At 73.5% G+C, this 12,339-nt stretch carries 12 protein-coding genes; 5 read left to right on the forward strand and 7 right to left on the reverse strand.

Annotated elements, in window-relative coordinates; genetic code table 11:
• Window positions 1-7: 7 nt before the first annotated feature.
• Genes ABTZ99_RS28710 through ABTZ99_RS28720 form a run of 3 tightly spaced genes read right to left on the reverse strand, consistent with a single transcriptional unit; the run spans window position 8 to window position 3,017 of the window.
• Window positions 8-997 (reverse strand): hypothetical protein, encoded by a 990-nt coding sequence (locus ABTZ99_RS28710; protein ID WP_499615516.1) that lies wholly within the window; start codon window positions 995-997, stop codon window positions 8-10.
• 37 nt (window positions 998-1,034) lie between these two features.
• Window positions 1,035-2,480 carry a GTPase HflX gene (hflX, locus tag ABTZ99_RS28715; protein ID WP_498773792.1) on the reverse strand — a complete coding sequence of 482 codons (1,446 nt, stop codon included), beginning with the start codon at window positions 2,478-2,480 and terminating at the stop codon, window positions 1,035-1,037.
• Between the two features lie 42 nt (window positions 2,481-2,522).
• Window positions 2,523-3,017, reverse strand: a complete 495-nt coding sequence (locus ABTZ99_RS28720) for an ArsR/SmtB family transcription factor (RefSeq protein WP_372470452.1) — start codon at window positions 3,015-3,017, stop codon at window positions 2,523-2,525.
• Window positions 3,018-3,085: 68 nt separating this feature from the next.
• On the opposite strand from ABTZ99_RS28720, the gene ABTZ99_RS28725 reads away from it, so the two are divergent.
• From ABTZ99_RS28725 to ABTZ99_RS28735, 3 genes are read left to right on the forward strand one after another with little or no spacing between them, the layout of a single operon-like run.
• Entirely contained in the window at window positions 3,086-4,303 is a 1,218-nt protein-coding gene (locus ABTZ99_RS28725; RefSeq protein ID WP_499615520.1) for an MFS transporter, read from the forward strand.
• The gene (locus ABTZ99_RS28730) at window positions 4,287-5,513 is read left to right on the forward strand and encodes an MFS transporter (protein ID WP_499615524.1); all 1,227 of its coding nucleotides are present in this window, start codon (window positions 4,287-4,289) and stop codon (window positions 5,511-5,513) included. Before ABTZ99_RS28725 ends, ABTZ99_RS28730 begins: the two co-directional genes overlap by 17 nt.
• Entirely contained in the window at window positions 5,506-6,363 is an 858-nt protein-coding gene (locus ABTZ99_RS28735) for an SMP-30/gluconolactonase/LRE family protein (RefSeq protein ID WP_498773799.1), read from the forward strand. Before ABTZ99_RS28730 ends, ABTZ99_RS28735 begins: the two co-directional genes overlap by 8 nt.
• On the opposite strand, the gene ABTZ99_RS28740 is transcribed toward ABTZ99_RS28735, so the two are convergent.
• Window positions 6,360-7,715: an FAD-dependent monooxygenase gene (locus ABTZ99_RS28740; protein WP_499615527.1), complete on the reverse strand. Its 1,356-nt coding sequence runs from the start codon at window positions 7,713-7,715 to the stop codon at window positions 6,360-6,362. The genes ABTZ99_RS28735 and ABTZ99_RS28740 overlap by 4 nt on opposite strands.
• A 52-nt stretch (window positions 7,716-7,767) precedes the next feature.
• Here ABTZ99_RS28740 and ABTZ99_RS28745 point away from each other — a divergent pair, with 52 nt between their 5' ends.
• Window positions 7,768-8,370, forward strand: coding sequence for a TetR/AcrR family transcriptional regulator C-terminal domain-containing protein (locus ABTZ99_RS28745; protein ID WP_498773803.1), 603 nt, complete (start codon window positions 7,768-7,770; stop codon window positions 8,368-8,370).
• A gap of 4 nt (window positions 8,371-8,374) precedes the next feature.
• Here ABTZ99_RS28745 and dapF read toward each other — a convergent pair whose 3' ends face one another.
• The 3 genes from dapF to ABTZ99_RS28760 are packed head-to-tail and all read right to left on the reverse strand — an operon-like array spanning window position 8,375 to window position 10,776.
• A complete protein-coding gene (gene dapF, locus ABTZ99_RS28750) occupies window positions 8,375-9,175 on the reverse strand; it encodes a diaminopimelate epimerase (protein WP_499615530.1) in 801 nt (266 codons plus the stop codon).
• Window positions 9,176-9,185: 10 nt separating this feature from the next.
• The gene (miaA, locus tag ABTZ99_RS28755) at window positions 9,186-10,088 is read right to left on the reverse strand and encodes a tRNA (adenosine(37)-N6)-dimethylallyltransferase MiaA (protein WP_499615532.1); all 903 of its coding nucleotides are present in this window, start codon (window positions 10,086-10,088) and stop codon (window positions 9,186-9,188) included.
• A gap of 4 nt (window positions 10,089-10,092) precedes the next feature.
• A complete protein-coding gene (locus tag ABTZ99_RS28760) occupies window positions 10,093-10,776 on the reverse strand; it encodes a class III extradiol ring-cleavage dioxygenase family protein (protein WP_499615534.1) in 684 nt (227 codons plus the stop codon).
• 185 nt (window positions 10,777-10,961) lie between these two features.
• Here ABTZ99_RS28760 and ABTZ99_RS28765 point away from each other — a divergent pair, with 185 nt between their 5' ends.
• On the forward strand, window positions 10,962-12,296 hold the full coding sequence (locus ABTZ99_RS28765) for a DUF349 domain-containing protein (protein WP_498773811.1): 1,335 nt from the start codon (window positions 10,962-10,964) through the stop codon (window positions 12,294-12,296).
• Window positions 12,297-12,339 lie beyond the last annotated feature (43 nt).

Consider the following 12,339-nt stretch of genomic DNA (forward strand, 5'->3'; position numbering starts at 1 on the left):
GCGCCGCTCACGCCCGGCGTCGGCGTGAGCGGCGCACCAGCGCGCCCACCAGCACCAACGCCACCGCGCCGCCGCCCACCACCGGCCACGGCGACCGCGGTCCGGTGGCCGGGGGAGTGGTGGTCCCCTCGCCCGTCGACGGCGTGGCTTCCGTCGTGGTCGTCGGCGCGGGCGGCACGGCCAACGCCGCCGCACCCGCCACCGCGCGCACGGTTGACGAAGCGCCCGCGTTGCCGAACTCCGACGCCGACAGCAGCGTGCCGTCCGGGTCGAACGCGAGGGCCTCGCCCTGCGGCTCACCGGCCAGCGGCACCCGCACGGGGTCCGACTCCAGCGCCTTGGCCAGGTCGCCGTCCGGCACCGGGAACAGGTACGCGTCGGTGTAGGTCCGCAACGCCGCCACCCGGCCGTCCCGGGACATCGCGCCGCCCGTGACCAGGCGCGTCACCACGGAGTTCTGCAACGGCCCGCCCGCGGTGTCCGTGGTGCCGATCGACACCCGCGCCACCTGCTCCAGCGGCGTCGGCGCGCCCTCGCTCAGCCCGGACGCCGGCCGGTACACCAACGCCGACCCGATCGTTTCCTTCGTGATGATGTGCGGAATGCCGGAACCGTCGAGCAACAATGCCTCGGCGTCGTGCTTTCCGTCAGGATACGTAAGTCGGTACAAACGTGCGCTGCCGTCCGGTGAAACGGCGTGCAATGCCACGGTTTCGCGCGACTTGCCGTTGTCGCCGGTATCCGCCGCCCACAGGGTTCCGTCAGGAGCCAAAGCGAGATCTTCGACGTCGAACGGGTTCGTCGGCGCGGAGATGGTGCGCGTGATCACGCAGGTGCGGTCGAGCACCTGGACCCGCAACCGGCCGTCGTCGCTGTCGTTCACCGCGAACCACTGCCCGCCGTCGGACGCCAGCCCGGACAGCTCCTCCAGCCGCTGGTCGGTCACCGCGCACACGTCGGCGACGGCTGGCTCCGCCGAAGCGGAACCGGCCGTCATCACCACTCCCAGGACTACCAGCAGCGCGCGCAAGGGCTCAGGCGCGGCTTCCGTTCACGGCGAACTTCTCCAGCACGCCGGCCAGGTCCGGTCGGACCCGGGCGGACAGCTCGGTGCCCTCCTCGGTGTGCCGCTCCTTGAGCACTTCACCCTCGCGGTGCACGCGTGCGACCAGCTCGCCCCGCGCGTACGGCACGAGCGCCTCGACCACGACCTCCGGCCGCGGCGTCATGGCCGCGATGCGCTCGCGCAGCTCGGCGATGCCCTCGCCGGTGTGCGCGGACACGAACACCGCCGTGGGGAACAGGTGCCGCAGCCGGGCCATGCCCAGCTCGCCCACCGCGTCGACCTTGTTCACCACGAGCAGCTCGGTCGGCATCGGGTCGTCCCGCCGCGACGAGATCTCGGTGATCACCTCGCGCACGGCCTTGACCTGCATCTCCGGCATCGCGTCGGAGCCGTCGACCACGTGGACCAGCAGGTCCGCGTCGGCGACCTCCTCCAACGTCGACCGGAACGCCTCGACCAGCTGGTGCGGCAGGTGCCGCACGAAGCCGACCGTGTCGGTCAACGTGTAGGGCAGGCCCTCGGGCGTCTCGGTGCGCCGCGTGGTCGGGTCGAGGGTCGCGAACAGGGCGTCCTGCACCAGCACCCCCGCGCCGGTCAGCGCGTTGAGCAGGCTGGACTTGCCCGCGTTCGTGTACCCCGCGATGGCGACGTTCGGCACCGAGTTGGCCACGCGGCGGTGCCGCTTGGTCTCCCGGATGACGCTCATCGCGGCGATCTCGCGGCGCAGCTTGGAGATGCGCGCGCGGATGCGCCTGCGGTCGGTCTCGAGCTTGGTCTCACCGGGACCGCGCAGGCCCACGCCGCCGTTGCCGCCGCCGGCACGACCACCGGCCTGCCGGGACAGCGACTCGCCCCAACCGCGCAGGCGCGGCAGCAGGTACTGGAGCTGGGCCATCTCGACCTGGGCCTTGCCCTCGCGCGTGGACGCGTGCTGGGCGAAGATGTCGAGGATCAGCGCCGTGCGGTCGACGACCTTGACCTTGAGCTTCTCCTCCAGCTGCCGGAGCTGGCCGGGTGAGAGCTCGCCGTCGCAGATCACCGTGTCCGCGCCGGTGGCGATCACGATGTCGCGCAGCTCGTGGACCTTGCCGGAACCGATGTAGGTGGCCGGGTCGGGCCGGTCGCGCCGCTGCACGAGGCCTTCCAGCACCTCGGAGCCCGCGGTCTCGGCGAGCAGGGCCAGTTCCGCCAGGGACGCGTCCGAATCGGCCGCCGTGCCCTCGGTCCACACGCCGACCAGCACGACCCGCTCCAGCCGGAGCTGGCGGTACTCGACCTCGGTGACGTCCTCGAGCTCGGTGGACAACCCGGCTACGCGGCGTAGCGCGGCACGCTCCTCGAGCGCCATGTCGCCGGTGGACAGCTCGTCCTCGTGGTCGAGCCAGTCGTTGCTGCTGTACGTGTTTTCCGTCATTTGCCCTTCATCGTCCCACGGCACCCCTGCCGGGACGAGTGGTTAATCGCCTGGGTAGAGCGCCAGGTAGATCGCCACGCGTTCCCCGTCGGGGTGGGCCGGCTCGGCTGCCAGCTCATCCAACAACGTCTGGAGGCGCCGTTTTAGTTCCGCGCGGTCGACCCGGGCGACCAGCCGGAACTGGTTCATCGCGGCCGGGCCCACCTCGGCGACCTCGCTCAGGAACGCCTGGAACACCGCCTCGCTGGTCTCCTCGGGGTAAGGGCTGCTGCCCTTGTGGAGCTGCCAGGACAGCCCCGTCGACCGGTACGGGATCTCCCGCGCGCCCCGGTTGCCCGTCCGCTCCTCCTGCGCTTCCAGGAAGCCCGCGGCGACGAGTTTGCGCACGTGGTGGAGGGTGGTGGCGGGGTCCTTGCCGAGCCGTTCGGCGATCTCCTTGTTGGTCATCGCGCGGTCGTAGGTGAGGCGGATGATGCGCAGCCGCACGGCCGAGGCCAGGGCGGCGGCCTCGGCGTCGGTCGCCGGACGTCGTTGCACCCGCACAGCCTAGACCGCGGCCGCGCAAGTGATTGACAGTTTCCAATCACTCCCGCGACACTTCCGCCGTGTCCCTCTGGTCTCATCGCGACTTCCGCCTGCTGTGGGCAGGCGACACCGTCAGCCAGTTCGGCTCCACGATCGGCCGCACGGTGTTGCCGCTGCTCGCGGTGGGCGCGCTGGCCGCCACGCCGTTCGAGATGGGCGTGCTCTCGGCGGCGGGCACGGCCGCGTTCCTGCTGATCGGGCTGCCCGCCGGGGTCTGGGTGGACCGGTTGAGCCGCCGGCCGGTGATGCTCGTGGCCGACTTCACCCGCGCGTTGTTGCTGCTCTCGGTGCCGGTGGCGTGGTGGCTCGGCGCGCTCACGCTGGCCCACCTCGTCGTGGTCGCCCTGCTGGTCGGTGCGGCCACGGTCATGTTCGACATCGCCTACCAGTCCTACCTGCCCGCGCTGGTCGGCCGGGGGCAGCTGGTGGAGGGCAACTCGAAGCTGGAGGCCAGCCGGGCCGTGGCGGAGGTGTCGGGCCCGGCTGCCGCCGGCGGGGTGGCGCAGGCGGTCGGCGCGGCCGTCGGCGTGCTGGCCACCGCGGTCGGCTACCTGGTCTCGGCGTCGTTCCTGCTGCGCATCCGCACGGTGGAACCGCCGCCCCGGCGGGCGGACCGGCCCGGCCTGGTCCACGAGGTCGCCGAAGGGCTGCGGTTCGTCTTCGGGCACCGGTCGCTGCGCGCGATCGTGGGCTGCACGGGCACCGCCAACTTCTTCGGCGGCATGGCGGCGGCGGTGCTGGTGCTGTTCCTGGTGCGCGAGCTGGGCCTGTCCGAGGGCGTGGTCGGCCTGGCGCTCAGCGCGGCGGGCATCGGCGGCGTGCTGGGCGCGCTGACCGTGAACCGGTGGCACGCCCGCTTCGGCCAGACCAAGGTCATCTGGCTGTCCGGCCTGGTCACGTGGCCGTTCGGGGCACTCGTCCCGCTCGGCGCGGCGGACTGGCGCATCGTGTTCGTGGTTTTCGGCGAGGCGGCGGTGGCCTACGGGGCGACGGTCTACAACATCGCCCAGGTCAGCTACCGGCAGTCCATCTGCCCCGACCACCTGCTGGGCCGGATGAACGCCAGCATCCGGTTCGTGGTGTGGGGCTCGATGCCCTTGGGCGGCCTGGTGGGCGGCGCGCTCGGCGGCGGCATCGGGGTGACGGCGACGTTGGCGGTGGGCATGGGGTGCCAGGCCCTGTCGGTGCTGTGGGTGGTGCTGTCGCCGCTGCGGAGCCGTGATGCCGTTACCGCGTGATTTCCGGCTGTTCTGGGGCAGCGACGCGGTCAACCAGTTCGGCACGGCCATGTACACGTTCCTGCTGCCGGTCGTGGCGATCGAGGTCCTGGACGCCTCGGGGTTCCTGATCGGTGCGCTGACCGCCGCCGGCACGGCCGCGTTCCTGCTCATCGGGCTGCCCGTGGGCGTCTACGTGGACCGGGTGCGCAAACGGCCCGTGCTGGCCTGGAGCACGGCCGGGCGCGCGCTGGTGCTCGCGACGGTGCCGGTGGCGGCGTGGCTGGACCGCCTCACGTTCACCCACCTGCTGCTCGCGGCGCTGGCCGCGGGCGTGCTGACGGTGTTCTTCGAGGTGGCGTCCCAGGCGTACCTGCCGACGTTGGTGCCGCGCGACGAGTTGGCGGTCGCGAACGGCAGGCTGGTGTCGACGCAGCAGGTCGCCCGCCTGTCCGGCCGGCCGCTGAGCGGGCTGCTGGTGCTGCTGGGCAGCGCGAACGCCGTGCTCGCCATCACGTGCTCGTTCCTGACCTCGGCGGCGCTGCTGGGCGGCATCCGCACGGCCGAGCCGTCGGTGCAGCGGCGCAAGCGCGCCCTTCGAGCGGACATGGCCGAAGGGCTGCGGTTCGTGTTCGGGCACCCGTTGCTGAGGCCGATCGCGCTGTGCACGACGTGGTTCAACCTGACCAACGGCATGTGGGGCGCGGTCAACGTGCTCTTCCTGGTGCGCGACCTCGGGCTGTCCGCCTCGGCCGCCGCGGTGCTGCTGGGGGTGGGCAGCGCGGGCGGAGCGCTCGCGGGCCTGGTCACGGGGCGGTTGACGCGGTTGGGGCGGGTGCGGCTGGTGTGGTTGTCGATGGTGGTCACGCAGCCCGCGTGGTTGCTGGTCCCGCTGGCGGAGCCGGGGTGGCGGCTGGCGTTGTTCGCGGTCGGCACCCTGGTCACGTCCGCCGGCGTGATCGTCTACAACGTCTCGCAGGTCAGCCTGCGGCAGGCGTTGTGCCCGGACCGGCTGCTCGGCCGGATGAACGCCAGCGTGCGGTTCCTGAGCTGGGGCGTGATGCCGGTGGGTGCGCTGGCGGGCGGCGCGCTGGCCGAGTGGGTCGGCACGCGGAGCACGCTGTGGGCCGCGTCGGCCGGGATGATCCTGTCCGTCCTTTGGGTGCTCCTGTCACCGCTGCGGTCGATGCGCGACCTCCCGGTGATCACTAGCGTCGAACGGCATGGCTGACACCACCGTGCTGCGCGAAGGTCTCAGGTTCGGCGAAGGTCCGCGGCAAGGGCCGGACGGCCGGCTCTTCTACTCGGACTTCTACGACCACCAGGTCCGCGCCCTCGACCTGGCCTCGGGCGAGGAGGAGGTCGTCTGCGAGGTGCCGGAGCAGCCGTCGGGGCTCGGCTGGCTGCCGGACGGGCGGCTGCTCGTGGTGTCGATGCGGGACCGCAAGGTGCTGCGGCTGGATCCCGACGGCCTGGTGGAGCACGCGGACCTGGGCGGGATCGCCACCTTCCACGCCAACGACATGCTGGTCGACGCGAAGGGTCGCGCGTACGTCGGCAACTTCGGCTTCGACCTGCACGCCGTCCTCGCGTGGGGCGGTGACGCGCCGCTGCTCGAGCCGGACTGGGTCGCGCCCGGCACGCCGCTGGCGCTCGTCGAGCCCGACGGCAAGGTCAGCGTGGCCGTCGAGGACCTGAAGTTCCCCAACGGCACCGGGTTGCTGCCCGACGGCAGGCTCGTCGTCGCCGAGACGCTGGCGTTCGGCCTGACCGCGTTCACCGTGGCCGACGACGGCTCGCTGTCCGACCGGCACGTCTTCGCGTCGCTGCGCGAGCACTACATCGCGCCGGACGGCATCGCGGTGGACGCCGACGGCGGCGTGTGGGTCGCGCCCGCGATCCAGCCGTTCGTGTTCCGGGTCGAGGAGGGCGGCGAGATCACCCGGAAGCTGGAGACCAGCCAGCTCTGCTTCGCCGTGGCGATCGTCGAGGACAAGCTGGTCTGCTGCACCGCGCCCAGCTCGCAGCCCGAGGTGGTCTCCGAGGCGCGGCTGGGCAAGCTCGAGGTGTTCGACCTCTAGGCGGCCCACGCCACGTGGCCGTCCGGCCGGATCAGGGCGGTCCGCACCGCCGCCCACGCGGGTCGGTCGCCGGTCAGCGCCACCGGGCGCCCGGCGAGGTCGCCGCCGGTGAAGTCGAGAAGCACCGGCCGGCCGGGGTGCAGCAGGGTGAACAGGTCGCCGTCGGCGAACTCCAGGTTCGGCGCGCGGGTACCGGTCAACGGGTGCTCGTCGGGGCCCGCCGGGTAGGCCACGGCCAGCGCGGACAGCGACTCGGCCAACGCGCGCCCGAACTCGGGCACGTCGGCGATCCGGGCGCTGATCACCTCCCGCAGCGCCTGTCCCTCGACCGTGTGCGCGGTCATCAGGGCGGTCTGCGCCCGTGTGCTGCGCAGCAGTTCGACGCCGACGGGGTGGCGCTCGGCGTGGTAGGTGTCCAGCAGCCCGTCGGGCGCGGTGCCGTGGACGGTCTCGGCGAGCTTCCAGCCCAGGTTGGCCGCGTCCTGGACGCCGACGTTCAGCCCGACGCCGCCGGTGGGGAAGTGCTGGTGGGCCGCGTCGCCCGCGAGCAGCACGCGGCCGCGGCGGTAGGCGGTGGCCTGCCGGGTGGCGTTGCCGAACCGCGACAGCCACCGCGCCTCCCGCACGCCGAGGTCGGAGCCGGTGATGCGGATGACCGCGCTCACCACCTCCGCGAGCGTCGGGGTCCCGGGTCGGTTCGCCGGGTCGACGCCGACGAGCCGGCAGGCGCCGCCGGGCAGCGGCACGGCCATCAGCAGCCCGTCCGGCCCGCTCGCGGTCAACGGCGCGGTGAGCGGCTCGTCCAGCACCACGTCGGCCAGCCACCCCCAGGTCGTGCTGTCCGTGCCGGGGAACCCGATGCCGGCCGCCTCGCGCACGGTGCTGCGCGTGCCGTCGCACCCGACCACGTACGCCGCCCGCAGCGGCTCGACGAGACCGGTCGCCGTCACCGTCACGCCGTCCGCGTCCTGCGCCACGTCGGTCACCCGGTGCCCGCGCAGCACCCGCGCGCCGACCGCGAGCGCGTGCTCCTCCAGCAGCTCCTCCGTGCGGGCCTGCGGCAGGAACAGCGTGTACGGGAACGGCGTGTCCAGCCCGCGGAAGTCCAGCCGCTCGTCCAGCGCGCCGAAGTGGCCGCTCGGGATCGGCACGCCCGCCCGCACGAACCGCTCGGCCACGCCGCGGCAGGCGAACACCTCCAGCGTGCGCGGGTGCACCGTCAACGCCTTGGAGTTCGGGTCGCGCCCGGTCCGCGCCTCCAGCACGACCACCTCGACACCCGCCAGCCTGAGCTCGCACGCCAGCCACAACCCCGTCGGCCCCGCGCCGACCACGACAACCCGACCCTCCACGGACCCTCCCTTGGTCACTGACCAATTTCGCCGGGTCCAGTAAAATAGGTCAGTGACCAAGACGCAAGGGGGTCGGCCGAGTCCGGCCAGGCTGGACCGCGACGCCGTCGTGCGCGCCGCCCTCGACCTGCTCGACGAGGAAGGGCTAGACGCGGTGTCCACCCGCGCCATCGCCACCCGGCTGGGCGTGCGGATGAACACCGTGCTCTGGCACGTCAAGAGCAAGGCCCGGCTGCGGGAGCTGATGGCCGACGCGATCGTCGGCGAGGTCGACCTGGCCGGGCTGCCCGAGGACTGGCGGTCACGCGCCGCCGAGCTGGCCAGGAGGCTGCGGCGGGCGATGCTGGCGCACCGGGACGGCGCGAACGTCGTCGTGGGCGTCTACGCGGCCGAGCCCGGCACGCTGCGGTTCGCCGAAGCGCTGGCGGCGGCGCTGGTCGCGGGCGGCGACCCCAGGGCGGGCTGGACGCTGTGGACGCTCGTCCACCTCACCGTCGGCCTGGTCCAGGAGGAGCAGGCCGCGCCGGGTGACGGCACGTTGGCCGGCGCGCTGGGCGACTACCCGGCGTTGCGGGCGGTCGCGGCCGACCTGGCGCCGACCGCGTTCGCCGAGCGGCTGGACCACGGCGTGGCCCTCGTGCTGCGGTCGGTCTGACCGGCTAGAGCGCGTCCCACCAGGCCTGGTCCAGCTCGCCGCGCGCCAGCAGCACGGCCGGGCCGGTGAGCGTGGAGGACTCCTCCTCGATCACCACGGACACCTGTCCACCCGGGATGTCCACAGTGGCCTTGCCGGTGCGCCGACCGGCGCCGTACAGCCAGGACGCCACCGAGGCCACCGTGCCCGTGCCGCACGAGCGGGTCTCGCCGACGCCGCGCTCGTGCACGCGCATCCGGAGGACGCCCTCGTCGAGCACGTTGACGAACTCGACGTTCACCCCGTGCGGGAACTGCACCGGGTCGTGGCCGGGCGGCACCTCCAGGTCGAGCTCCGCCACCGGCACCTCGGTCACGCACGCCAGGTGCGGGTTGCCGACGTCCACCGCGACACCGCCGAACGCGCTGCCGCCGACAGTGGCCGTGCCCGTGCCGGTGACCAGCACGCGGCCCATGTCCACGGTCACCGAACCGTCGTCGTGCACGACGACGTGCCGCTCGCCGGCCCGAGTGCCGATGGTGAACTCGCCCGCGGGCACCAGCTCGGCCTCGACCAGGTACCGCGAGAACACGCGCACCCCGTTGCCGCACATCTCGGCGATCGAGCCGTCGGCGTTGCGGTAGTCCATGAACCACGGGCCGAAGTCGGGCCGCACGACCCGCAGCACGCCGTCCGCGCCCAGGCCCCGCCGCCGGTCGCACAGCGCGCGCACGCGTGACTCGGTCAGGTCCAGCACGCCGTCCGGATCGGGCAGCACCACGAAGTCGTTCTCGGTGCCGTGGCCCTTCAGAAACTCGACTCCCACGCCCACCAGGCTACGGTGCGACCAGCTTGAGCACGTCCTCGGCCAGCCCCGGCCCGCCCGCGTCGAACCACGTCACCCGCCGGTCGCGGCGGAACCAGGACCGCTGCTTGCGGACGAACCGCCGGGTGGCCTGCGCGGTGGCGGCTGCGGCCTCCTCGACCGAGCACTCGCCGTCGAACGCGGCCAGCACCTGCTGGTAGCCCAGCGCGCGCGACGCCGTGCGGCCCTCGCGCAGACCGCGGGCCTCCAGCGCGCGCACCTCGTCCACCAGGCCCGACTCGAACATCCGCGCCACCCGCGCGTCGACCCGCTGGTCCAGTTCGGACACCTCGCGGTCCAGCCCCACGACCACCGTGCCGTAGCGGGCCGGTCCGGGCTTGGGCAGGGTGGCGGAGAACGGCTGCCCGGTCAGCTCGATGACCTCCAGCGCGCGCACCACCCGGCGGCCGTTGCTCGGCAGGATGGCCAGCGCGGCGGCCGGGTCCAGCTGCGCCAGCCGGCCGTGCAGCGTCTCCGACCCGAACACGGCCAGCTCCTGCTCCAGCTGGGTGCGGATCTTCTCGTCCGTGCCGGGGAACACCAGGTCGTCCAGCACCGCCTGCACGTACAGGCCCGAGCCGCCGACCAGCACCGGCGTGCGGCCGTCGGTGAGCAGCCGTTCCACCACGGCCCGCGCCTCGCGCTGGTAGGCGGCGACGGAGGCGGTCTCGGTCACGTCGAGCACGTCGAGCAGGTGGTGCGGCACGCCCTGCCGCTCGGCGTCGGTGATCTTGGCCGTGCCGATGTCCATGCCCCGGTAGAGCTGCATCGCGTCGGCGTTGACCACCTCGCCGCCCAGCTCGACGGCCAGCCGCACGGCCAGGTCCGACTTACCGGTGGCGGTGGGCCCGACGACGGCGATGGGGGTGTTCACGTGCTCAAGCCTCCCAGACCGCCACGTGGTAGCCGACGCCGAAGGGCGCCAGGAACTCCGACCGGGCGCACCGCCAGGCGCCCGGCACGCCCGCGGCCACCTGCCACGCGGCCCGGCCGAACGCGCCCAACTCGGCCGCCAGCGCCGGGTCGAGCGCGCGCAACGCCGCGGTGTCCGCCGTGGCCAGCGCCTTGCGCACCTCCTCGTCGAACGGCTCGGCCCGCTCGTCCGGCCGCCCGACGGCCAGCTCGCCGTGCCGGTGCGACCCGTCGCCGAGCACCAGCAGCGCGCGCGAGCCCGCCAGCCGCTCGCCCACGGCGACGCACTCGGCGGTGGCCAGGTCCGGCGGCACGAGGTGCACGCGCACGGACCGGGCGCCGACGCGTTCCCGCAGCCAGGCCGCGACCAGCGCGGGCAGGGGCAGCTCCTCATCCACAGAGGACGCGTCGTCGGACAGCGACACCGGCACGTCCACCCCGAAGCCGCGGAACGTCCCCGTCACGCCCTCGACCACCCGCGGCCCGGACGGGTCGACGCCGACGGCCACCCAGTCGGGCGCGTGCGCGGCCAGGTCCCGTGCGGCGGCCAGGCACGCCGAGCGCACCGGTTCGGTGTCCCGCGCGGCGTCGGAGACCAGTTCGGGCACCAGCAGCGGGGGGTGCGGCACGACCACGAGGCGCGAGATCATGGCAGTCCACGCTACTCATCGGCCACCACCGGTACCGATGCGAGCCTTGACCTGTTTGAATGCGCGCGAGGTACCGGGCACTCTTGAGGGGCGTCGCGGTACTCGGGTGCTGGGCCCCGTCGTAGGCGGGGCGCCCGTGGTCGGCACGGGCACCACGAAGTGGGCAGGCGAGGAGGAAGCCGGCGATGACGGAGCACGAGACGACACCGGGAACCACTGGCGACAGTGGTGCGGGGGCGGTGGTCGAGGAGACCAGGGTGGAAGCGACGCCGGTCGCGGCGGCACCGCCGGTCCCCGTGGCGTCGGACCACCCTGACCGCTGGGGGCGCGTGGACGCGGACGGCACCGTCTACGTCAAGACGGCCGACGGCGAGCGGGTCGTCGGTTCCTGGCAGGCGGGCGAGCCCGCCGAGGGCCTGGCGCACTTCGCGCGCCGGTTCGACGACATCCGCACCGAGGTCGAGCTGCTGGTGACGCGGCTGTCCTCCGGCGCGGGCGACCCCAAGCACGCGCTGACCAGCGCGAAGCACGTCCAGGAGAGCCTGGCCGACGCGGCGGTGGTCGGTGACCTCGCCGCCCTGGCCGCACGGGTCGAGCACGTGCTGGTCCTGGCCGAGAAGGGCCTGGAGGCCGCGAAGGCGGCCAAGGACGAGGCACGGGCCGCGGCGGGCGCGCGCAAGCAGGAGCTGGTCGAGGAGGCCGAGGCGCTGGCCAACGAGTCCACGCAGTGGAAGGCGGCGGGCGACCGGCTGCGGCAGATCCTGGACGAGTGGAAGACGATCCGGGGCGTCGACCGCAAGACCGACGAGCAGCTGTGGCGGCGCTTCTCCAAGGCGCGTGACGCGTTCAACCGCCGGCGCGGGTCGCACTTCGCCGACCTCGACCGGCAGCGCGGCGTGGCCAAGAACCGCAAGCAGGAGCTGGTCGAGGAGGCCGAGAAGCTCGTCGAGTCCGACGACTGGGGCCCCACGGCCGGTCGCTACAAGGACCTGATGGTCGAGTGGAAGGCCGCCGGGCGTGCGCCCAAGGAGGCCGACGACGCGTTGTGGCAGCGGTTCCGGGCCGCGCAGGACGCGTTCTTCGCCCGGCGCTCCGAGGCGTTCAGCGAGCGTGACGCCGAGTTCGCGGCCAACGCGAAGCTGAAGGAGGAGCTGCTCGCCGAGGCCGAGCGGATCGACCCGTCGCTCGACCTGGAGGCAGCGCGGCAGCAGCTGTACAAGATCCAGGAGCGGTGGGACGCGATCGGCAAGGTGCCGCGCGAGCGGGTCCGCGAGCTGGAGGGCAAGCTCCGCACGATCGAGGAGCGGGTCCGCGGTGCGGTCGACGCGCAGTGGCGCAAGTCCGACCCGGAGGCCGAGGCCCGCGTCGCGCAGTTCCGCGAGCGCGTGGAGCAGTTCGAGGCGCAGGCCGCCAAGGCCCGCACGGCAGGCGACAAGCGCCGTGCCGAGCAGGCCGAGGCGCAGGCCAAGCAGTGGCGCGAGTGGCTGGCCGCCGCCGAGCAGGCGGTCGCCAGCCGCTAGTCGGCCGGGCACGGGCCCCGTGCCGCTCCCCGGTGGGAGCGGC

The organism is Actinosynnema sp. NPDC002837 (genome assembly GCF_040295345.1).
Lineage (GTDB): Bacteria > Actinomycetota > Actinomycetes > Mycobacteriales > Pseudonocardiaceae > Actinosynnema.